Raw genomic sequence first — 19688 nt, forward strand, 5'->3', positions numbered from 1 at the left:
CGCGCTAGCGGAGTGTCCAGTACACCGCGTGGGTCTTCCCGGTCGCGGTGGTGGCGGTTCCGACGACCCGGCCGCTGCCGGTGATCCGGTAGGCCTCGCTGCGGGTACCGCCCGGCAGCACGCCGAGTTGCGTGCGTTCGCCGGCCGGGGACCAGACCGTCGCTCGACGCTGGAAGGTGCCCACCGCGGTGCCATCGGCGTCGACCCCTTGGACGTCGGCGCCGAGGCCGTCGTCGGGCAGGACGCTGAGGTCACCGTCGGGGTTCCACCGCACCGCCGACAGGGTGGGCGGGTTCAGGTAGCCGTAACCGACCACGTAGCCGGTGGGACCGATCTGCGACAGCCAGACCGGCTGGGAGCTGGGCCAGTCCAGGCGGTTGAGCACGCCGCCGGAATCCCAGGTCGCCGGGATGGTGAGCCCGCTCGTCGTCTCCTTCATCGTTCCGGCGGCCACGCCGAGTGCGTTGATCCGGCTTGCGCCGCTGCTCCAGCTCTGCGGCGCCAGCTCGGTGATCGGCCCGCCGTCCACCCACCGCACGGCGTGGTTGGCCCCGGCGCGCTGGGCGCTGCCCACGATGATGCGGCCGTCGGCGGAGATGTCCTCGGCCATGCTCCAGGTCTCGCCGGGCAGCGTGCCCAGGTCGGTGGCCTGGCCGTCCGGGTCCCAGCGGAAGCCGTGGTACTGGTTGCCCGGCGTCAGCCAGCTCCCGACGACGACATCGGTGTCGCTGATCGCCCACGCGGTGGCGTTGTGGAAGCCGGGCGGAACCTGCAGCGTGGTGGCTTGGCCCTGGGCGTCCCAGCGCGTCGGCACGGCGTCGGTCGCGGTCAGCACGTAGCCGGCGGAAACCCCGTTCTCGTTGATGTCCCGCACCTGCCCCGCGTTGCCGCCGGGCGTGGGCAGTGCCGTGATCCCGCCGCCGGCGTCCCAGCGAACCAGAAGATCGCGCCGCGGGTTGGCACCTGCCGAGGACAGCCCGGCCATCACCCCCGCGTCGTTGACCGCCAATACCGAGCTGATGTCGTCGCCGGGCAACGTGCCGAGATCCACCGGCCCGGCCGGGGAAGCCTGCGCGGTCCCGGTCAGTGCGGCGGAGAACGCGACGACTGCCGCCAGCGACCCCGCGTGTCTCCGGACGTGCCTCATCGTGATGCCCCCTCCTGGTCCGGCGTCGTCAGACGCGCGGCCACCCTTGCCGCGGACAGTAGCCGAAGAGCGCCACGAATTGCGCTGCGGCGACGGCGTTCCACACGAATAGCCGACCGAACCCGGTGTTCCCCAACGACATCGGGCGTGGACCGGAGCCGAGACCGCCGAACGGGCGAGCGGCGACGCTCGGTCACCGTTGGCGCATCCCCTTTTCTCCGGGCGCCGGACACCGGATGATGACGGGATGGCCGCGCGGAACTGGAAGCGAGCTGTGTCCATCGGTGTGCCGGTCGCCGTCCTCGTGTTGTTCATCGCCACCGGAATCAGGTTCACCTGGTTCGCCGATCCCGCGGGCGGTGCCTGGCGGTGGATCGAAGCGGCCAGCTGGATCGTCGGCATGGGCGTGGGCATCCCGTCACTGGTGCTGCTGGTGCTCGACCGCCGGAAATCGGCGCAGCAGGCGACCGAACCTCAGCGCGATCCCAAGATGCTGGACCGCGACGAAGAGTCCAAGAGCCTGCGCGCGATGCTGTCCGAGCCGGGACCCGGCGTCGTCACTGTGGTGGGAGCCGCGGGCATCGGCAAGTCGACGCTCGTGGAGGCCGTGCTGCGGGACCTCGATGGCACAACGCCGCGGCCGGTCGTCCGCCGGCACACGGTGGCCCCGGACATCCGGTTCGACGTCCGGCAGCTGATCGCGGACATCCGGGGACGCGACGTCTCGTCGATCGTGATCGACGAAGGCAAGTCACCGCTCGAGATCCTGACGGCCGCCCTCGAGAACGCCACGCGGGAACGCATCATCATCGTCATCGACGCCGCGCAGCATCTCCAGCCGCGCGACGACCCGTACCTCGATCTCCAGATGACCGAGCTGCTCGACAAGATCGCCACCGATCGGCGGCACCGCGTGACCGTCGTCCTGGTGAGCACCGAACGGCTGAAGCCCAAGACCGGCGATCACGGCTGGCTGACCAAGTCGGCGGTCGACGTGTCCTGGCTGCCCCGCCCGCACTTCGACACTCTTCTCGACCGAGCCGGGCTGGCCGAGTTGCGGAAGAAGCGAAGAACGCTGCACGACCAACTCCAGGGCAACCCGGGCTGTATCCCACTGATGGAGGTCAGAAACGAACTCTACAAGGAAGAGATCAGCCCCGACGAACTGATGGCACCTTTGGAAGCCAAGGTCACCTTGCACGACCTTCTCCAGGTGACGATCGACGAACTCACCTGGCCACGCCGGAAGGCCATGCTCGCCCTTGCCGCCTGCGGAACGCCGGTCGACGACAAGACCGTCGTGGCGGTGCTGGCCGGTGTTGTTCCGGACTTCGACGTCACCGCTGCACTGAATGATCTGGTGAGCATTCAGCTCGTCCGGGCGGACGACACCGAGCGGTACTACCTGCCCGTGGCCGATCCCCTTGCGCTCCTGCCTCGGACCGGCCCGGAACGGAAGGAGCTGTTGGACAGGGCCGCCAAGGAACTCGGGGAGCGGCGGGCGCCCGAGCCCACCGGGCCAGGTGATCTGCGGCTGCATTTCGCGCAGTTGCGGGCGCTGCTCGCGGCGAAACGGTATTTCGTGGCCTACGACGTGATCATCGACATGGTCGGGTTCCTGAACCGGTGGAACTGCGGGTTCATGCTCCTCGAACAGCGCAAGGAGCTGCAGAACCAGCTGGAGGACGACCGTCTGGAAATGGTGAACGACAGCGCACTCGGTTCCATCTACAGCGCCATGGGCAATTTCCTGAAAGCCAACACCGCCTTCGGCCGCGCACTGGCGTACGCGGAAAAAGTGGATCTGCCAGTCGTCCGGACCGGCATCCGCCTGGACTTCGCCTCGACGTACTGGCGGGACGGCGAGACCGAATCGGCCTACAACTACTACGAACTGGCCCGGTCGGACGCCCGGTCGCAGGGTGAGCCCGGACTGCTCGTGCGCGCTCTGCTGGGTCTCGCCGACTGCCACCGTCGCTGGGGGCAGTACGACAAGGCCATCCGGCGGGCCGAAGCGATCCTGGCCATGGCCGACGGTGTCACTCCGGCGCGGCGGGTCCGGGTGTGCGTGCGGCTCGCCCGCTGGTACTCGGAAACCGGCGACCAGGACGCGACACGAGAACGCCTCGAGCAGGCACGAAAGGCGGCGGCCGGAGACCGGCGGCTCCAGGTGCTGTGCCTGGACGCCGAAGCCGCCGAGCTTCTTGCCGTGAATCAGCCCGATGACGCGAAGACTCGTGCGACCGAGGCGGTGAAGCTGGCGCTGGAACTGGAGGACCCGGTCGTCATCCTCCAGGCGCGAACCACGCTGGGCATGGCGTACCTGAGTAAGGACGATCCGAGCGACGCCGCACCGCACATCGAAGACGCCATGCGCTACCGCCGCCCGTGCCGGGCCCTCATCGTGCTCGCCTTGCACGCTGTCGTCACGCAGAGGACCGACCCCGCCCGCGCACGACGGCCCTTCGACCAGCTGGCCAACCAAGCCCGCGCCAGGATCCGCCGTGACAGACGGGATTTCGGCGCGTACGACATGCTGGGTCTCGCCATCTGCGGCTCACTCCTCGACACTGACCAGAGTCTCGACGGCGCGATCGAGGCATTCGACCAGTCGCGGGCGATCACCCGGGGCGCGGCACCGCTTCTGCAGGATCGGTGCCACTTCCTGGTGCAGAAGCTGAGCGGGGACGTGCAAGCCCGGCACCGCTTGGCGCCGGTCCTCGATGCCCTGTCCGGCACCCGCACCCGGCCGCCGGAGTGACTCAGCCGGACAGCCAGCCGAACTCCTGGGCACGCAGGATCGCCTGCATGCGGCCGTCGACGCCGAGTTCGCGGTACAAGGTCTTCAGCAGCCGGAACATCTCCCGCTCGGAATAGCCGGCGCGGCCGGCCAGCTGGGCGACCGTCGACCCGGTCGACAACTGCCGCAACCACGAGAGCTGCTCGGGGCTCAGGGGCGCCCCCGGTGCGGACGGCCCGGTCGCGAGCGTCGTCACCACCGAGATCGGCAGGACCGCCTGCCCGTCCGCCGTCGCCTCGACCGTGCGCAGCAGTGCCTGCGCGGTCGCGCCCCGCGGCAGCACCGCCGTCGCCCCGGTCCGCACCGCCCGTGCGCCGGCCGCGGGCGGGGCACCGTCGAGCAGGGCCACGACCGCGCTTTCGTGACGCAACTGCCCGACCAGCTCCCAGTCGGCGTCGGTCAGCAAACTGACCAGCACCACGCCATTCCGTCCGTCCCGCGCCCAGGCCAGGACGTCGTCCGGGGTGTCGACCACGTGACCGGCGGCGGACAGCACGGCTTCGGCACCGTGCCGGAACAGCGGCAGCGGGTCGAGCACCACGACACGGAGGCCCACCCGCCCCAGCAAACATCAACAGCCGCCCTGGATCCGGCACGACGCGCACATCCGGCGCGATTTGCGCCGGATCCTGGCAGGGCACTGCCACGCCGTGGCATGGACCGGCGCGAACACCCGCACCTAGCTTGGACCTCCGGGCGAGGTGGCTGGAGGGGCCCATGGTTCACGACGACGAGCTGAGCGAACCGGAAATCACCACGAACACGTACCGGGACCTGGTGTCGAAGGGCACTGCCTCCCGTCCACCCGACGCCATCCGCCGGTTGATCGTGGCCGAGGCCGGTCGGGGGCTCGGGGTCGGAGAGATCAGAGAAGCAATCCGGCGAAGGCACGGGGAGAACGTGCGGGTCGATTGGGTGGTGTACGTCCTCGAGGAGCTGCGCAAGGCTTCCGACCGACGGTCTTGAGCTACCCCAGCTGATCCCGGCGGCGCGTCAGGTACGCGATCTCGGCGGTGTTGCCCGCCAGCTCGATGGCTTTGCCGTACGCCGCGCGGGCTTCCTCGGTGCGGGACAGGCGCCTGAGCAGGTCGGCGCGGGTCACGTGGTAGGCGTGGTAGCCGGCCAGCCGGTCCTCGAGCCGGGCGACGGAGGCCAGCGCCACCTCCGGGCCGTCGAGCTCGGCCACCGCGATCGCCCGGTTGAGCGCCACGACCGGCGACGCGTCGACGCGGACCAGCTGGTCGTAGAGGGCGACGACCTGGGACCAGTCCGTGTCGCGGATGTCGCGGGCGGACGTGTGCACGGCGTTGATCGCCGCGAGGATCTGGTAGCGGCCCGGCGCCACCCCGGCGGCGAGGCGCTCGCGCACCAGCCCGTGTCCCTCGGCGATCAGCGCCGCGTCCCAGGTTCCGCGGTCCTGCTCGTCGAGCGTGACGAGCTCGCCCGCCGAAACCCGGGCCGGGCGGCGGGCTTCGGTGAGGAGCATCAGCGCCAGCAGCCCGGTCACCTCGCCGTCGTCCGGGAGGAGGGCGTGGATCAGGCGGGTGAGCCGGATCGCCTCGGCGGTCAGGTCGTGCCGGATCGGGTCGGTGCCGGGGCCGGTCGCCAGGTAGCCCTCGTTGAAAACGAGGAAGAGAACGGTGAGCACGCTGGACACGCGTGCCGGGAGGTCTTCGGCGGACGGCACGCGGTACGGGATGCGAGCCGCCTTGATCTTGGCCTTCGCGCGGGTGATGCGCTGCTCCAGAGTGGTCTCCCGGACCAGGAAGGCGCGGGCGATCTCGGGCACGGTCAGACCGCCGACCATGCGCAGGGTCAATGCCACTCGGGCCTGCGTCGCCAACGCCGGGTGACAGCACGTGAAGATCAGCCGGAGCCGGTCGTCGTCGACGGCGCCGGAAGGCGCCGGCGGGGTGTCGTCGTAGACCATCCGGGCCTCCTTGTGCTTGTCGTCGCGCTTGTTCTCACGCCGGATCCGGTCGATGGCCTTGCGGTTCGCGGTAGTGGTCAGCCAGGCACCGGGGTTCGGGGGCACGCCGTCGGCCGGCCACCGCTCGACGGCGGTCGCGAACGCTTCGGCGGCGGCCTCTTCGGCGATGTCGAGGTCGCCGAACCGCCTGGTCAGGGCGGCCACCACCCGGGCCCATTCCGCGCGGTGAACTCGGGTCACCGCCTCTTCGACGTCGCTCACCGGAACGGCCGCACCTCGATCTTCCGATCGCAGACCTTCGACGCCTCGGCGGCGAGCTTGAGCGCCACGTCCAGATCGGGCGCCTCCCACACCCAGACGCCGGCGAGGTACTCCTTGGACTCCACGAACGGCCCGTCGGTCAACACCGCCTGCTCACCCCGGTTGTCGACGACCGTGGCCGCGTCGGTGTCCGCGAGCCCGCCCGCGAAGACCCAGTAGCCCTCGGCGACCAGCCGGTCGTTGAACTCGCTGATGGCCGGCTGCCGATCCGTGCTGCCGGGGCTTTCCTTGTCGTCGATCACGGAGACCAGGTACTGCATCCGAAAGATCCTTTCGTGTGGGAGCGGCTTCACCCCTGCTACGAACACCGCCGCCCCGATCCGACTGCTCCCGCCGGAATTCTTCCAGGAATTGTGGAAAGGACGCGCGGCGGTGTCCGGGCGCGGTGACCGTCCCCAGGGCCTACGCTGGAGCCCGGCCAGGACACCGACACGGAGGATCGCCATGCCCCACACCGTGGACTTCGAGACCGTATCAACGGCCGGCCTGGAGTCGTCGCCGGTTGCGGAGGCGCTGGGCGGGCTGCGGGCGAACGAGGCGCGGTACTTCAAGAACAAGTACGACCACGTCTTCACGGTCGAGCCCGCGAGCGACGCCGCGGCGACCGTCGACCGGGTGCACCGGATCCTCGAGGAGGAGCGCGGCATCGTCATCGCCTCGCGCCCGCTCGAGGCGACCGCGTTCCAGGTCGAGAACATCCGGTGGACGTACGTGTTCTACGAGAACGGACTGTCGGTCAACGTCCTGTACACCGTGGACGACGGCGGGAAGCGGGCGGTCGGGTTCAAGCTCTCCGACGGGATGGAGATCCCCGACGAACTGGCGTCGTTCAAGTTCGCCCGCCAGAAGTCGAAGCTGGCCGGCACCATCCGCGGCTCCTACTTCGTCATCAAGAACGAATACTGACGACGAGCCGTCGCCAGGTCCGCCGGGGACCTGGCGACGGCCGCCTCGCACTACGTCCGGTAGCGGAACAGGATCCGTCCCCGGTTCAGGTCGTACGGGCTCAGCTCCACCAGGACCCGGTCGAACGGCAGGATCTTGATGAAGTTCTTCCGGATCTTCCCGCTGATGTGCGCGAGCACCTTGTGCCCGTTCTCCAGCTCCACCCGGAACGTCGCGTTGCGCAGGCACTCGACGACGGTGCCCTCGACTTCGATGCCGGCTGTGTTCGCCATCAGCGCAGCACCAGCTCGACGTTGCCGCCCACCAGGCGGGCTCCGGCGCTCTCGAACAACGCGATGGCCGCCGGGTTCGCTTCGTTCACTTCGGCCGTGGCCGCCTGAACTCCCTTGCGGTGCAACGCATCCAGCACGTGGGTCAGCAACGCGCGGCCGATCCCGGACCGCTGCCGGTCCGCGCGGACCGCGAGCAGGCCGATCCGCGGCTGCCGCGTCACCGCCGCCAGCCTGAGCAGGCCCACGTAGTCGCCCCCGGACTCCGCCACCGTGTACTTCGTGAGGTCCAGGACGTCCGGGCGGGGCAGGATCTCCGCCGGCATCTCCGGCCAGCCCACCGTCGCCGAGACTTCGGCGCGGATCGCGTCGTCGAGCGAGCGCAGGGCCCGCTCGTCGGACGGCGGCCCGATCGTCACACCCGGGAGGACGGGAACCGGGCCCGGGGCCGTGGGGACCACGTACTCCCGCTCACGGCGCCGCGCGGTGAACCCGGCCGATTCCCAGCGGGACCGGAGCTCGGTGTCGGCTTCGTCGACCACTGTGTACAGCGGCCTCGGCAGTGCGGGCAGCATGTCGGCCGCGAGCCGCGCGAAGCCCGCGTGGTCCCACGTGTCGATGCTGAGGAAGAGGCGTCCGTCCGGTCGCCGGAACGCTTCCCCGCGGCCGGCCACGTCCGGCCGTTGGTGCAGATAATCCATGGTGTCGCCTTTCGGGAGACGGTCGAAGCGCTCCCGGCGACACCTTGCGTCAGCCGCCCGCCCGTGACGACGAGGGGGAGCACCCACTGCGTACAACGTTCACGGGTCTCACCTCCTCGGGCCGGGTCACGGTCAGGGGCAAGCTATCAGCCCGCGCGCGTCCCGCCCACTCCTTTTCCGCACGGGACCCCGCAGACCGGTCAGGAATCGAGAAGCGCCGGTCAGCGGCCCGGACCTAGCGTTACCGGCATGACGAACATCGAAACCATCACCCTCGAAGTTGCCGACACCGCCGCCGCCGAACGCTTCTACGCCGACGCCTTCGGGCTCACCACCCAGCTGCGGTTCCGGGCCTCGGACGCGCCGAGCGACGGCTTCCGCGGGTACACCCTCTCCCTCACCGTGCCGCAGCCCGCCGACGTCGACTCCCTGATCGAGACCGCCCTGAAGGCCGGAGCCACCACGATCAAGCCCGCGACCAAGTCCATGTGGGGCTACGGCGGCACCGTCCGGGCGCCGGACGGGGCGATCTGGAAGCTCGCGACCTCCGCCAAGAAGAACACCGGCCCGGCCACCCGCAAGATCGACGCCATCGTGCTCCTGCTGGGCGCCGCCGACGTGGCCGCCAGCAAGAAGTTCTACCTCGACCACGGCATGACCGTCGGGAAGAGCTTCGGCAAGATGTACGTCGAGTTCGACGCCGGCGAGAGCCCCGTCAAGCTGGCGCTCTACCGCCGCAAGGCGCTCGCGAAGGACGCCGGCGTCGCCCCCGAGGGCAGCGGCTCGCACCGGATCGCGGTCGGCGGCGCGCCCGCGGCGTTCACCGACCCGGACGGGTTCGCCTGGGAGACCACCGCTTCCGCGAACCTCTCCTGAGCACCGATCAGCCGCGCAACAGGTCGGCGACGGCGGCGATGCCGGGGGCGATCGCGTGGTCCGGGGTGTCGCCGAACCCCAGGATCAGCCGCGGCGGGCGCGGCCCCGGCGTCGCGTGCAGCCCGGCCAGGCCGTAGAGCCCGACACCCCGCTGCCGGGCCTGGTCGATCACCCGCTGCTCGTCGGCCCCGGGCGGCAGGTGCAGGACGGCGTGGAACCCGGCGGCGAGCCCGGTGACGCGCAGGCCGGGCGCGTGGGCGGCCAGCGCGTCGACGAGCGTCCGGCGCCGGGCGGCGTACTCGGCGCGGACGCGGCGCAGGTGCCGGTCATAGCGCCCGGACTCGATGAGCAGCGCCAGCGCCAGCTGGTCGAGGCCGGGGCTCCCGCGGTCGGTGACGAGCTTGTCGCGCGCCAGCGCGGGCACGAGGCGTTCCGGGGCGACCAGCCAGCCCAGGCGCAGGGCCGGCGCCAGCGACTTGCTGACCGTGCCGAGCGAGACGACGTGGCCGGGGTCGAGGCCCTGCAGCGAGCCGACCGGGTCGCGGTCGTAGCGGAATTCCGCGTCGTAGTCGTCTTCGATGACGAGGCCGTCGCGCCGGCGGGCCCACGCGAGGAGTTCCTGACGGCGGTGCCCGGCGAGCACCACGCCGGTCGGCCACTGGTGTGCCGGGGTGACCAGCACGGCTCGCGCCCCGCTGCGGTCGAGGGCCTCGACGTCCAGGCCGTCTTCGTCGACCGGGACGGGGACCGCGGCCAAGCCGGCGGCGGCTGCCTGGCTCGTCGTCGACCGGACGGCGCCGGGGTCCTCGAAGGCCAGGGTGACGCCGTCGACGGCGAGCGCCCGCAGCACCAGCCCGAGCGCCTGCGCCATCCCGGTGCAGACGACGATCTGCTCGGCCGAGGCCGCGACCGCCCGCACCCGGCGCAGGTACGCCGCGAGCACCTCCCGCAGCTGCCGCTCGCCGATCGGGTCGCCGTAGTCGAACGCGGTGTTCGGCGCGGTGCGGCAGACCTCGCGGACCGCCCACGCCCAGTCCTCGCGGGGTGCCAGGCGGAGATCGGGCACGCCGTGGCGGAAGTCGGCGATCGCGGGCCGTGGCGGCGTCCGCGGGCTCGGCGGCGGTGGCGCGGCCCGGCGGGCGACCGCCGCCACGCGCGTGGCCGATCCGGGCCGGCTGGTCAGGTAGCCCTCGGCCTGCAACTGGGCGTAGCAGTCCTGGACCAGGCCGCGGGACAGGCCGAGGGCGCGGGCGAGTTCACGGGACGACGGCAGCCGCTCCCCACCCGCCAGGCGGCCGCCGCAGATCGCGTCACGCAGTTGCCGCTCGAGCTGCGCGCGGAGGCCGTCGCCGCTCTCGCGGTCGATCGTGAACAGCAGCTCCGGACCCGAACCGGCCCACTCCACAGGCATGGAACTGGACCTTACCGGTGACCCAGTTCGCTTCTAGCGTTCTCGGCATGACCGTCGACCTGCAGCTGTCCCCCCGGCTGGTGTCCCGCGCCCTGCTGGTGCGCTTCGTCTCGATCATCGGCTCGGCGATCGGCTTCTTCCTGCCGCTTTCGGTGGTGCCGCTGTTCGCGAAGCAGGCCGGCTCGGAAGCCGGCGCGGGGCTCGCGACGGTCGCGTTGCTGCTGGCCACCGTGGCCGCCGAGCTGGTGACGCCGCGGCTCGTCGCCCGCGTCGGCTACCGGTGGGCGCTGGCCGCGGGGCTGGTCCTGCTCGGGGTGCCGACGCTCGTGCTGACCTTCAGCGACGACATCCGCGTGATCATCGCGGTCAGCGTGGTGCGCGGAATCGGGTACGCCATCGCCGTCGTGGCCGGCGGGGCCGTCACCGCCCTGCTGATCCCCGCGGACCGGCGCGGGGAGGGCCTCGCGCTCGTCGGGATCGTCGGCGGGATCCCCAGCCTGCTCGCCTTGCCGGCCGGCGTGTGGGCGGCGGCGCACTGGGGCTACGCACCGGTGTTCGTGGTGACGACCGTGGCGACCCTGCTCGCCCTGCTGTCGGTGCCCGGCCTGCCGCGGCACTCCTTCTCCGCCTCCGCGAAGGAAGCCGGCGTGCTGGCCGGCCTGCGCAACCCGGTGCTGACCCGGCCCGCGACGCTCTTCGCGGTGTCGGCGGCCGCGGTCGGCGTCCTGGTCACGTTCCTCCCGCTGGCCGCCGCGGACCAGCCGGCCTGGGTCGCCGCGAGCGCGTTGCTCGCCCAGCCGGCGGCGGCCACCGCGGCGCGCTGGGTCGCCGGGCGGATCGGCGACCGCCACGGGCCGGCGTGGCTGCTGGTGCCGGGGCTGCTGCTGTCCGCGGTGGGCATGGCGGGCCTCGCCTTCACCGCCACGCCGGCCGCGGTGATCGGCGGGGCGTTCGTGTTCGGCGCCGGGTTCGGCGCGCTGCAGAACGCGACGCTGACGCTGATGTACGCCCGGGTGCCGGCCGGCGGCGAGAGCGCGGTGAGCGCGATCTGGAACGCGGCCTACGACCTCGGCATGGCGGCCGGCGCGCTGGCCGCCGGGCTGGTGATCAGCTCCGCCGGGTACCCGGTGACGTTCGCCCTCACCGCCGTGGCGATCCTGCCGGCGTTGCTGCTGGCGCGGCGCGACCGGCGGCCCTGACGCAAACTGTTCCCGTGCCCGAACTCCCCGAAGTGGAACTCGCCCGGCAGGTCCTCGCCGGTGCGCTCGGCCGGGAGATCCGCTCGGTCGACGACCACGACGACTGGGTCTGCCGTCCCCACGCACCCGGCGACATCGCCACGGCGTTGCGGGGCGGGCAGCTCACCGAAGCGCACCGGCGGGGCAAGACCCTGTGGTGCGAAACGGAAGGCGGCGACGGGCGGGCCGGCCCGCACCTCGGCCTGCACCTCGGGATGGCCGGGCAGCTGCGGTTCGCGGGCGAGAGCGGACCGCCCGGCCCGCAACGGTTCCGCGGCCGTTCGGAGAAAGCCGAGTGGTTCCGGTTCGGGATCACTTTCGCCGACGGCGAACAGCTGCGCCTGTTCGACACGCGGCGGCTCAGCCGGGTGCGGCTCGACCCGGACCTCGACGCGCTCGGCCCGGACGCCGGGGAGGTTTCGCGCCGCGACTTCGCCGAGCGCGTCGGCCGCGGGCGGGCGCCGCTGAAGGCGCGGCTGCTGGACCAGTCGGTGGTGGCCGGGATCGGGAACCTGCTGGCCGACGAAACCCTCTGGCAGGCGGCACTCTCCCCGGCGCGGCCGGTGCACGAGCTGACCGCCGACGACCTCGCGAACCTGCACAAGGCACTGCGGAAGGCGTTGCGCGCGGCGATCCGCCACGGCGGCGTGCACACCGGCGAGATCATCGGCCACCGGCGGCCGGGCGACCACTGCCCGCGCTGCGGCGCGGAGATGCGCCACGGCACGGTCGGCGGCCGGTCGACCTGGTGGTGCGCGAAGGAGCAGGCTTAGCGCGGGCCCAGTCCGGTGCGGCCGTCGAGCAGCTCCCGCACCACGTCCAGGTGGCCGGCGTGCCGCGCCGTTTCCTCGATGACGTGCAGCACGACTGCGCGCAGGTCGGTGATTTCGTCCCCGAGCGGGCCGGGGTGCCGCCCCCGCGGCGGCGCGGACAGCGGCGTCGCGGCGAAGATCTCGTCGGACCGGCGGCACTGTTCGCGGTAGCGGGCGAAGACGGCCTCCGGGCTTCGCGGCGCTGGTCCGCCGGGCAGCGGATCCGCGGTGCCGGTGACGATCTCCTGGAACCAGTGCCGCTCCGCGTCCCCGAGGTGTTCCACCATGCCCAGCGGGGTCCAGCCGGACGGGAGGACCGCCCTCGTCAGGGCTTCTTCGCCGAGGCCGTCGAGGATCGCCAGGACGCTCTCGCGCTGGGCTCGCAGGAACGTCAGCAACGTGCTCTTTTCGCCCACGGTCGCGGACCTTAGCTGGCGACAGCGCACTCTCGCGGGCGGTTTTTGTCGGGGGTTGCCGGTACCGTCGCGGACATGGCAACACTGGTCACCTTCCACGCCCACCCGGACGACGAGTGCCTCCGCACCGCGGGCGTCATGCGCAAAGCCGTCGAAGACGGGCACCGGGTCGTGCTCGTCGTCGCCACCAAGGGCGAGGTCGGCGAGGTACCCGACGGATTCCTCGCCGAGGGCGAGAAGCTGGAGGACCGGCGCGTCCAGGAGGCGTACGCGGCGGCGGAGATCCTCGGCGTCGAGCGCGTCGAATTCCTCGGCTACCGCGACTCGGGGATGATGGGCGAGCCGACGAACGACGACCCGGCGTGCTTCTGGCGCGCCGACGTCGAAAAGGCGGCCGAGCAGCTCGCGGCGATCCTGCGCGAGGAGTCGGCCGACGTCCTGACGGTGTACGACGACAACGGCGACTACGGCCACCCGGACCACATCCAGGTCCACCGCGTCGGCCTCCGGGCGGCCGAGCTGGCCGGCACGGCCCGCGTGTTCCAGGCGACGTTCAACCGCGAGTTCATGCAGCGCGGCTTCGAAGCGGCGGTGGAGCAGGGCCTGATGCCTCCCGAGGCGGCGCCGAAGCCGCCGGAGAACGTGGAGTTCGGCAAGCCGGAGGCGGAGATCACGGCGGCGGTCGACGTGGCGAAGTACGCGGCGGTCAAGCGGGCGGCGATGCGCGCGCACCCGAGCCAGATCAGCGAGGACATGTTCATGCTGGCCATGCCGGACGAAGCGTTCACCTTCGCCTTCGGCACGGAGTGGTTCATCCGGTGGGGAGAGGGCCCGGGAATCACGGAGACAGACCTGATGGCCGGCCTCTGACCACCGCGGCCCCCGGCCCGGCGGTACGCGAGTCGTCCCGCCGATCACGCGGGACGACCCGGGTCAGGTGAGCACGGCCGTCACGTCCAGCTCCACCAGCTGGCCCGGGTAGCCCAGCTGCGCGACCCCCAGCAGCGTGCTCGCCGTGGTGAACGCCGGGCCGATTCCGGATGCCGTCAAGCGGTCCCAGACCGAGGAGAGCACCGCCCGGTCCGCCGTCACCACGTAGATCACCGTGCGGACCACGTCCGATGGTGCGGCTCCCGCGAACTCCAGGGCCGCCGCCGTGTTGGCGATGACCTGGTCCGTCTGGGCCAGGACGTCGCCCTCGACCACGGTGCCGTCCGGGGTCAGGGGGCACTGGCCCGCCAGGTACACCGTCCGGGATGCCGATGCCACCGTCACGTGGTGGTAGCCCGGTGTCGTGTGCAGGCCGGGCGGGTTCTGCCGTTCAATGGTCACAGCCGCATCTTCGCCGCCGCGGCAACCGGATTTCGCGGGAGGGCTCGTGCGCAGGACCATCGACTGGGCCGACGGCGCCATCGTCGTCATCGACCAGACCGCGCTGCCCGGTGAGTACCGGCTCCTCGAGCTGAGGACCGTCAGGGAGCTCATCGACGCCGTCCAACGGCTCGCCGTCCGGGGCGCGCCCGCTCTCGGGGCCGCCGGGGCGCTCGGCGTTGCGCTGTCCGCCCACCTGAACAGCGATGTCCGGAAGGACGCCGAACTCATCGCGCACGCGCGGCCCACCGCCGTCAACCTCGCCTGGGGCGTCGAACGCGCACTCGGGAAGCTCGGCCAAGGCGAAGACGCCGTCCTCGCGGAAGCTCTCGCCCTGCTCGACGAGGACGAACTGCTCAACGAGACGGCCTCGAAGCGCGCCGCCGAGATCGTGCTCGCCGAATGCCCGCGACGGCCGCTGCGGCTGCTCAGCCACTGCAACGCCGGGCGCCTGGCGACCGTCGGCTGGGGCAGCGCCCTCGGTGTCGTCTGGCACCTGCACGAACGCGGCCTCGTCGAAGAAGTCCTCGTCGACGAGACGCGCCCGCTGCTGCAAGGCGCCCGGCTGACGGCGTGGGAGCTCGCCCAGGCGAAAGTGCCCTACCGCGTGCAGCCCGACAGCGCAGCCGCGGTCGCCATGGCTCGCGGGATGGTCGACTGCGTGCTCGTCGGCGCCGACCGGATCGCCGCGAACGGCGACGTCGCCAACAAGATCGGCACCTACGGCCTCGCCATCGCCGCCCGGCACCACGGCGTGCCGTTCGTCGTGGTCGCGCCTTCGTCCACTGTGGACAGCAAGCTCGCGGACGGCACGGGCATCGCCATCGAGGAACGCGACGCCCGCGAGCTCACCGGCTACGCCGGGGTGCCGATCACGCCACCGGACGCGCAGGTCTTCAACCCCGCCTTCGACGTCACCCCGTTCGAACTCGTCACGGCCGTGGTCACCGAGCACGGCCGCTTCACGCCCTAGGGACGCGGGCCGATCTCGCGGCCGCCGTCGGTGACCGTGATCGCCATCGCCGGGCAGGAGTCCGCCACGTCGAGGACGGTCTCGTCGGCGTCGACCGACGAGGTCACCGGGTGCGCCACCGGGCCGTCGAGGGTGAACACCTCCGGCATCAGGGCCGCACACATCCCCGACCCGATACAGGTGTGTTCATCGACTTCCACGTGCCAGCTCATGCATCACCATCCGATCGGCATCGACCGCGGTCCGCGGACGAGCATCTGCGTCTTCCACACGATATCGCCGGCGAGGTGCAGCCCCGGCAGCTCGGTGACCAACGCGCGCAGCGCCTCCTGCAGCTCCAGCCGGGCCAGGGGCGCGCCGAGGCAGTGGTGGACGCCGTGGCCGAAGCCCAGGTGGTGGTTCTCCGGGCGGTCGAAGCGCAGCTCGTCCGCGTCGGCGAACTGCAGCCGGTCGCGGTTGGCCGCACCGACCGCGACCAGCACCGGCTCGCCTGCCCGGACCAGCACCCCGCCGACCGGGACGTCTTCGGTGGCGTAACGCGGGAAGCCCGCGCCGGCGCCCAGCGGCACGAACCGCAGCAGTTCCTCGACCGCGGCCGGGATCAGGTCCGGCTCGGCGCACAGCCGCTCCCACTGCGCGGGCTGGTCCAGCAGCGCGTAGACGAAGTTCGGGATCTGGCTCGCGGTGGTCTCGTGGCCGGCGACGAGGATGCCGACGCACAGGTCGACCAGCTCCAGCTCGGTCAGCCGGTCGCGGACGTCGCGGGCTTCGATCAGGGCCGTCATCAGGTCGTCCTGCGGCCGCTCGCGGTGTTCGGCGATCAGGCCGCGCATGTAGTCACGCAGCTCTTCCCGGTTGCGCTCGAACTCCTCGGGTGTCAGCCCGCTCGTGGACAGCGCCGCGTCGCTCCACACGCGGAACTTCGGCCGGTCGGCGACCGGGACGCCGAGCAGTTCGCAGATCACCGCGACCGGGATCGGCAACGCGTAGGCGTCGACGAGGTCGGCGGGCGCGCCGGCCGCCTTCATCTCCGCGATCAGTTCGGCCGCCAGGGAGGCGACGCGTGGCCGGAGCTGCTCGACGCGGCGCATGGTGAACGCCTTCGCGACGAGCGTCCGCAGCCGCGTGTGGTCGGGCGGGTCCATCTGCAGGATGCCGCCGTCGCGCACGACCGGCGAGCGGCGCGGGGCGTCCTTCTCCTTCTCCATCGCCCGGGAGAACCGGCGGTCGCCCAGCACCAGCCGGGCGTCGGCGTAGCGGGTGGCCAGCCACGCCGGCTCCCCGTAGGTCATCTTCACCCGGACCAGGCCGTCGGCTTCCCGCGCGGCCGCGTACGCCTCGTTCAGGTCGAGCCCGGCCTCCTCGTTGAAGGGGTACGCGAGCGGTTCGGTGTGGGTGGCAGTCATCCGGAAACCCCCGTGCTCCTGGTTGTAAGCAGCCGCTTACAACGCTACACAGACTCGGAGCTCACGTCGAGCGCAATGACGGACACTGTGCGTAAGAGGCACCGGGGGCGGCCGCACCAGCCGGCCGCCCCCGGAACTCCCACCCGACACCCGGCTCCAGCCGGAGGCGGGATCAGTCGTGAAGCCCGAGCACTCGCAGAGGCCAGGTCACAATCTCCTTGGCGACGCCCACCAGGCCCGAAGTTCCGGGATCCGGATCTGGATCCGGCGACACCGGCGAGACGGTTGCGGTTGGTTTTGGATCCGACGTCGCCGGAGGCGTACCCGGCGATCCCGGCTTCATCTCAGGTCTCGTTGAAGACTCCGGCGTCGTGCGCACCTTCGCTGGAGGAGCGGCGCTCGACGTGGTCGTCGGCGCACTTGGCCCATCGGCGACCGGCGGCACAGTGGAGCATTCGACCGACCCGGGGCCCTTCTTGGCCGGATCAACTGGAGTGCTCGATGTCGGTGGCCCCGCAGGCGACGGAGTCGACGAAGGAGCAACCCCCGGCTGCGTTGGTGTGGAATCGCCCTTCCCGATGGTGCCGACCAAATAGACCCCGCCACCGGTCAGCGCCAAGGTTCCGGCGATCACGGCCGCAACAGCCTTGCGAGTGCAGATCTTCTCGCGTTCGCTATGCCGCGTCACCTCGATCTTGATGTATTCCGTTTCCCTCTCTGACATTTTCCGCTTTTCACGGAGAAATTCTCCCAGCGATTGTCGACGGTCCATACCGTTCTGGGAATCTTTCGGCAAGTCAGGGGGTTCAAGCGTCAAGGTCGTCTCCTCAGGCTGTCTTACTCATGGAGGTCGCCGTGACAATAGCTCGGCCGTTCGAGCCTCCGAACTCGGCCCTAAGTCACTCAAAATGCGTCACTCATTCGAGTGATATTCACCAAGAAGGGGCTACAGATAACCTGATGGAGTGAATTCATCCGCGTGAATTCGCCACCCAGGGAGCGAGTCGTGACGGAGCAGGCCGCCACCACCCCACCCGACGAACTTGGACCACGAGCCGGCTTCACCCTTCGCCTCACGCCGAGCGCCCTTCACGTCACACAACGTCACCACAGCTACGGAAAGTTTCTCTCCACCTGTCACGATCCGCCATTGCTCAGTCACCGGATCATAGGTTACGGTGACCTAGGTGTGGATCGAAATCCTGCTCCTGGCGAAGCTGGCCGTCGAGCCGAAGCACGGCTACGAACTGCGCAAGGCCGTGGAGGCTTCCACCGGCCACACCCTGTCGAACAACTCGCTCTACCCGACCCTGCGGCGCTTCGTCGACGCGGGCGCGGTGAGCCGCAGCGCGGAGGAGCAGGCGGCCAAACCGCCGCGGCACGTCTACACGATCACCGAAGTCGGGCGGGAACTGCTGCACGACCTGCTCGCGGACTTCCCGGCCGAGCTGGCGCTCAACGAGCCCGAGTTCCTGGCCCGCGTCGGGAACTTCGCCTGGCTGCGCCCGGCGGAACGAGCGCGCGTGCTCGAGATCCGGAGAGCCGCGCTGACCGCCGAGCGAGCCCGGCTCACCGGGCTCGCCGCCGGGCAGGCCGATCCGTGGAGCCGGGCCGCGCTGCAGCACGTGCTCGGGAAGTTCGACGCCGAACTCCGCTGGCTCGCCGACCTCACCACCGATCCGAGGGAAGACGCATGACCACCACCGAAGAGACACCTCGCCTCCCCTTCGCCCGCGCGAACGCGCTCGCGATCGCCCCGGACTACGCGGTCCTCCGGCGGCAGGCGCCGGTGACCCGGGTGCTCACGCCGGCCGGCGACCCGGCCTGGCTGGTGACGTCCTACGAGGAGGCCAAGGAGGTCTTCCGCGACCGCCGCTTCGGCCGGTCGCACCCGGCGCCGGAACAGGCGTCGCGCATCTCCTACGCCGCGGTGCAGGACGGCCCGAGCGGCGACTTCGAGAACGAAGAGCGCGACCACAAGCGGATGCGCCGGATGCTGGCGCCCGCGTTCTCCGCGCCCCGGATGCGCGCCCTCGGCGACCGCATCGCGGAACTGACCGACCGCTGCCTCGACGACCTCGAGGCCGCGCGCGCCGCGCACCCCGGCGAGCCGGTCGACCTGACCGACTTCCTCGCGTTCCCGCTGCCGGTGCTGGTGATCTGCGAACTGCTCGGCGTGCCGTATGCGGACCGGGAGCACTTCCGCGCGCTGTCCGAGCGGATCGCGGTGATGGACGGCGGCGAAGACGCCCAGGCGGCGATGGCCGAGTTCATGGCGTACATGACGAAGCTGGCCGACGCCAAGCGCGCGGACCCGCAGCCCGACGTCATCTCCGACATGGTCGCGGTCCAGGCCGAAGACCCGGCCTTCACCGACGACGACCTCGCCCGGATGGGCGCCGGGCTGCTGTTCGCCGGCCACGAGACGACGTCGACGCGGATCGCGATGGGCACGCTGTTCCTGCTCAGCGACCCCGCCCGCCGCGACCGGTTCGCCGCCGACCCCGACGGCGAAGTGAACCAGACCGTCGAGGAGATCCTGCGGCTCACCGCGACCAGCGGCACCGGCCTGCTGCGGTACGCGCACGAAGACGTCGAGATCGCCGGGACGCGGATCATGCGCGGCGACGCCGTGCTGATCTCCAGCGACGCGGCCAACCGGGACGCGGCGGTGTTCGCCGACCCGGACGGGTTCGACCCGGACCGGACGCCGAACGTGCACCTCGCCTTCGGCACCGGCGCCCACGTCTGCATCGGCGCCAACCTCGCCCGGACCGAACTCCGGACGGTGTTCCCGAAGCTGTTCCGCCGCTTCCCGGGCCTGCGGCTCGCCGTCGGGCTCGACGAGATCCCGGTGCGCACCAACCGCGTGGCCGGCGGGGTCGAGCGCGTGCCCGTGGAGTGGTGAGCCGATGAAGATCACCGTCGACCCGGGAAGCTGCGTCTCGTCCGGCCAGTGCGTGCTGCTCGCGCCCGGGACGTTCGACCAGAACGAGGACGACGGCACGGTCGTCCTCCTCGCCGAGGAGCCGCCCGCCGGCGAGGAGGAGGCGGTCCGGCAGGCGGAACTGACCTGCCCGGCCGCCGCGATCCGCCTGTCCGGCGCCTGAG

Annotated in this window: 23 protein-coding genes; 11 read left to right on the forward strand and 12 right to left on the reverse strand. The window is 71.3% G+C overall.

Going from position 1 to position 19688, the window contains the following annotated elements:
• Positions 1 to 4: 4 nt before the first annotated feature.
• The gene (locus QRY02_RS25815; RefSeq protein WP_285985436.1) at positions 5 to 1147 is read right to left on the reverse strand and encodes an HAF repeat-containing protein; all 1143 of its coding nucleotides are present in this window, start codon (positions 1145 to 1147) and stop codon (positions 5 to 7) included.
• Positions 1148 to 1433: 286 nt separating this feature from the next.
• Between QRY02_RS25815 and QRY02_RS25820 the strand changes: the two genes are divergently transcribed.
• Positions 1434 to 3908, forward strand: coding sequence for a tetratricopeptide repeat protein (locus QRY02_RS25820; protein ID WP_285985437.1), 2475 nt, complete (start codon positions 1434 to 1436; stop codon positions 3906 to 3908).
• A 1-nt stretch (position 3909) separates the two neighbouring features.
• Here QRY02_RS25820 and QRY02_RS25825 read toward each other — a convergent pair whose 3' ends face one another.
• Entirely contained in the window at positions 3910 to 4503 is a 594-nt protein-coding gene (locus QRY02_RS25825) for a helix-turn-helix domain-containing protein (protein WP_285985438.1), read from the reverse strand.
• A gap of 161 nt (positions 4504 to 4664) precedes the next feature.
• On the opposite strand from QRY02_RS25825, the gene QRY02_RS25830 reads away from it, so the two are divergent.
• A complete protein-coding gene (locus QRY02_RS25830) occupies positions 4665 to 4913 on the forward strand; it encodes a hypothetical protein (protein ID WP_285985439.1) in 249 nt (82 codons plus the stop codon).
• 1 nt (position 4914) lies between these two features.
• Here the strand turns inward: QRY02_RS25830 and QRY02_RS25835 are convergent, their stop codons facing one another.
• Both QRY02_RS25835 and QRY02_RS25840 read right to left on the reverse strand, forming a co-directional pair.
• The gene (locus tag QRY02_RS25835) at positions 4915 to 6138 is read right to left on the reverse strand and encodes an RNA polymerase sigma factor (RefSeq protein ID WP_285985440.1); all 1224 of its coding nucleotides are present in this window, start codon (positions 6136 to 6138) and stop codon (positions 4915 to 4917) included.
• Entirely contained in the window at positions 6135 to 6458 is a 324-nt protein-coding gene (locus tag QRY02_RS25840) for a YciI family protein (RefSeq protein ID WP_285985441.1), read from the reverse strand. Before QRY02_RS25840 ends, QRY02_RS25835 begins: the two co-directional genes overlap by 4 nt.
• 184 nt (positions 6459 to 6642) lie before the next feature.
• On the opposite strand from QRY02_RS25840, the gene QRY02_RS25845 reads away from it, so the two are divergent.
• Positions 6643 to 7104: a DUF8821 family protein gene (locus QRY02_RS25845; protein ID WP_285985442.1), complete on the forward strand. Its 462-nt coding sequence runs from the start codon at positions 6643 to 6645 to the stop codon at positions 7102 to 7104.
• Between the two features lie 50 nt (positions 7105 to 7154).
• Here QRY02_RS25845 and infA read toward each other — a convergent pair whose 3' ends face one another.
• Together infA and QRY02_RS25855 are read right to left on the reverse strand one after the other, a co-directional pair.
• A complete protein-coding gene (infA, locus tag QRY02_RS25850; protein ID WP_103337604.1) occupies positions 7155 to 7376 on the reverse strand; it encodes a translation initiation factor IF-1 in 222 nt (73 codons plus the stop codon).
• Entirely contained in the window at positions 7376 to 8074 is a 699-nt protein-coding gene (locus tag QRY02_RS25855; protein ID WP_285985443.1) for a GNAT family N-acetyltransferase, read from the reverse strand. The genes infA and QRY02_RS25855 overlap by 1 nt, the downstream gene beginning before the upstream one ends.
• 249 nt (positions 8075 to 8323) lie before the next feature.
• Here QRY02_RS25855 and QRY02_RS25860 point away from each other — a divergent pair, with 249 nt between their 5' ends.
• Positions 8324 to 8950 (forward strand): VOC family protein, encoded by a 627-nt coding sequence (locus QRY02_RS25860; RefSeq protein WP_285985444.1) that lies wholly within the window; start codon positions 8324 to 8326, stop codon positions 8948 to 8950.
• 7 nt (positions 8951 to 8957) lie between these two features.
• Here the strand turns inward: QRY02_RS25860 and pdxR are convergent, their stop codons facing one another.
• Positions 8958 to 10361, reverse strand: coding sequence for a MocR-like pyridoxine biosynthesis transcription factor PdxR (gene pdxR, locus QRY02_RS25865; RefSeq protein WP_285985445.1), 1404 nt, complete (start codon positions 10359 to 10361; stop codon positions 8958 to 8960).
• A gap of 47 nt (positions 10362 to 10408) precedes the next feature.
• On the opposite strand from pdxR, the gene QRY02_RS25870 reads away from it, so the two are divergent.
• Entirely contained in the window at positions 10409 to 11560 is a 1152-nt protein-coding gene (locus QRY02_RS25870; protein WP_285985446.1) for an MFS transporter, read from the forward strand.
• A gap of 14 nt (positions 11561 to 11574) precedes the next feature.
• Entirely contained in the window at positions 11575 to 12372 is a 798-nt protein-coding gene (locus QRY02_RS25875) for an Fpg/Nei family DNA glycosylase (RefSeq protein ID WP_285985447.1), read from the forward strand.
• Here QRY02_RS25875 and QRY02_RS25880 read toward each other — a convergent pair.
• A complete protein-coding gene (locus tag QRY02_RS25880) occupies positions 12369 to 12827 on the reverse strand; it encodes a DinB family protein (protein ID WP_285985448.1) in 459 nt (152 codons plus the stop codon). The two genes, QRY02_RS25875 and QRY02_RS25880, sit on opposite strands and share 4 nt — an antisense overlap.
• A 75-nt stretch (positions 12828 to 12902) precedes the next feature.
• Between QRY02_RS25880 and QRY02_RS25885 the strand changes: the two genes are divergently transcribed.
• A complete protein-coding gene (locus tag QRY02_RS25885; RefSeq protein ID WP_285985449.1) occupies positions 12903 to 13697 on the forward strand; it encodes a PIG-L family deacetylase in 795 nt (264 codons plus the stop codon).
• 63 nt (positions 13698 to 13760) lie between these two features.
• On the opposite strand, the gene QRY02_RS25890 is transcribed toward QRY02_RS25885, so the two are convergent.
• Positions 13761 to 14159, reverse strand: a complete 399-nt coding sequence (locus QRY02_RS25890; protein ID WP_285985450.1) for a RidA family protein — start codon at positions 14157 to 14159, stop codon at positions 13761 to 13763.
• Between the two features lie 46 nt (positions 14160 to 14205).
• On the opposite strand from QRY02_RS25890, the gene mtnA reads away from it, so the two are divergent.
• Complete coding sequence (gene mtnA / locus QRY02_RS25895) at positions 14206 to 15171, forward strand: S-methyl-5-thioribose-1-phosphate isomerase (protein WP_285985451.1); 966 nt, start codon at positions 14206 to 14208, stop codon at positions 15169 to 15171.
• Here mtnA and QRY02_RS25900 read toward each other — a convergent pair.
• From QRY02_RS25900 to QRY02_RS25910, 3 genes are all read right to left on the reverse strand, one after another.
• A complete protein-coding gene (locus tag QRY02_RS25900; RefSeq protein ID WP_014467553.1) occupies positions 15168 to 15383 on the reverse strand; it encodes a ferredoxin in 216 nt (71 codons plus the stop codon). The two genes, mtnA and QRY02_RS25900, sit on opposite strands and share 4 nt — an antisense overlap.
• Before the next feature lie 3 nt (positions 15384 to 15386).
• Positions 15387 to 16577: a cytochrome P450 gene (locus tag QRY02_RS25905; RefSeq protein ID WP_285985452.1), complete on the reverse strand. Its 1191-nt coding sequence runs from the start codon at positions 16575 to 16577 to the stop codon at positions 15387 to 15389.
• Between the two features lie 172 nt (positions 16578 to 16749).
• Positions 16750 to 17394 (reverse strand): hypothetical protein, encoded by a 645-nt coding sequence (locus QRY02_RS25910; RefSeq protein ID WP_285985453.1) that lies wholly within the window; start codon positions 17392 to 17394, stop codon positions 16750 to 16752.
• Positions 17395 to 17764: 370 nt separating this feature from the next.
• On the opposite strand from QRY02_RS25910, the gene QRY02_RS25915 reads away from it, so the two are divergent.
• The 3 genes from QRY02_RS25915 to QRY02_RS25925 are packed head-to-tail and all read left to right on the forward strand — an operon-like array spanning position 17765 to position 19687.
• Positions 17765 to 18274 carry a PadR family transcriptional regulator gene (locus tag QRY02_RS25915; protein WP_285985454.1) on the forward strand — a complete coding sequence of 170 codons (510 nt, stop codon included), beginning with the start codon at positions 17765 to 17767 and terminating at the stop codon, positions 18272 to 18274.
• Positions 18271 to 19485 carry a cytochrome P450 gene (locus QRY02_RS25920; RefSeq protein WP_285985455.1) on the forward strand — a complete coding sequence of 405 codons (1215 nt, stop codon included), beginning with the start codon at positions 18271 to 18273 and terminating at the stop codon, positions 19483 to 19485. Before QRY02_RS25915 ends, QRY02_RS25920 begins: the two co-directional genes overlap by 4 nt.
• Positions 19486 to 19489: 4 nt before the next feature.
• Positions 19490 to 19687, forward strand: a complete 198-nt coding sequence (locus QRY02_RS25925) for a ferredoxin (RefSeq protein WP_285985456.1) — start codon at positions 19490 to 19492, stop codon at positions 19685 to 19687.
• Position 19688: the final 1 nt, after the last annotated feature.

It is taken from the genome of Amycolatopsis sp. DG1A-15b (assembly GCF_030285645.1).
Classification (GTDB): Bacteria; Actinomycetota; Actinomycetes; order Mycobacteriales; family Pseudonocardiaceae; genus Amycolatopsis.

What these genes read in the sequence shown, in the direction of transcription:
- QRY02_RS25870 (WP_285985446.1), top strand. Translation starts at nt 10,409, where the DNA reads ATGACCGTCGACCTGCAGCTGTCCCCCCGGCTGGTGTCCCGCGCCCTG.
- QRY02_RS25855 (WP_285985443.1), bottom strand. Translation starts at nt 8,074, where the DNA reads ATGGATTATCTGCACCAACGGCCGGACGTGGCCGGCCGCGGGGAAGCG.
- QRY02_RS25815 (WP_285985436.1), bottom strand. Translation starts at nt 1,147, where the DNA reads ATGAGGCACGTCCGGAGACACGCGGGGTCGCTGGCGGCAGTCGTCGCG.
- QRY02_RS25845 (WP_285985442.1), top strand. Translation starts at nt 6,643, where the DNA reads ATGCCCCACACCGTGGACTTCGAGACCGTATCAACGGCCGGCCTGGAG.
- QRY02_RS25830 (WP_285985439.1), top strand. Translation starts at nt 4,665, where the DNA reads ATGGTTCACGACGACGAGCTGAGCGAACCGGAAATCACCACGAACACG.
- QRY02_RS25925 (WP_285985456.1), top strand. Translation starts at nt 19,490, where the DNA reads ATGAAGATCACCGTCGACCCGGGAAGCTGCGTCTCGTCCGGCCAGTGC.
- pdxR (WP_285985445.1), bottom strand. Translation starts at nt 10,361, where the DNA reads ATGCCTGTGGAGTGGGCCGGTTCGGGTCCGGAGCTGCTGTTCACGATC.
- QRY02_RS25900 (WP_014467553.1), bottom strand. Translation starts at nt 15,383, where the DNA reads ATGAGCTGGCACGTGGAAGTCGATGAACACACCTGTATCGGGTCGGGG.
- QRY02_RS25905 (WP_285985452.1), bottom strand. Translation starts at nt 16,577, where the DNA reads ATGACTGCCACCCACACCGAACCGCTCGCGTACCCCTTCAACGAGGAG.
- QRY02_RS25920 (WP_285985455.1), top strand. Translation starts at nt 18,271, where the DNA reads ATGACCACCACCGAAGAGACACCTCGCCTCCCCTTCGCCCGCGCGAAC.
- QRY02_RS25840 (WP_285985441.1), bottom strand. Translation starts at nt 6,458, where the DNA reads ATGCAGTACCTGGTCTCCGTGATCGACGACAAGGAAAGCCCCGGCAGC.
- infA (WP_103337604.1), bottom strand. Translation starts at nt 7,376, where the DNA reads ATGGCGAACACAGCCGGCATCGAAGTCGAGGGCACCGTCGTCGAGTGC.
- QRY02_RS25885 (WP_285985449.1), top strand. Translation starts at nt 12,903, where the DNA reads ATGGCAACACTGGTCACCTTCCACGCCCACCCGGACGACGAGTGCCTC.
- QRY02_RS25860 (WP_285985444.1), top strand. Translation starts at nt 8,324, where the DNA reads ATGACGAACATCGAAACCATCACCCTCGAAGTTGCCGACACCGCCGCC.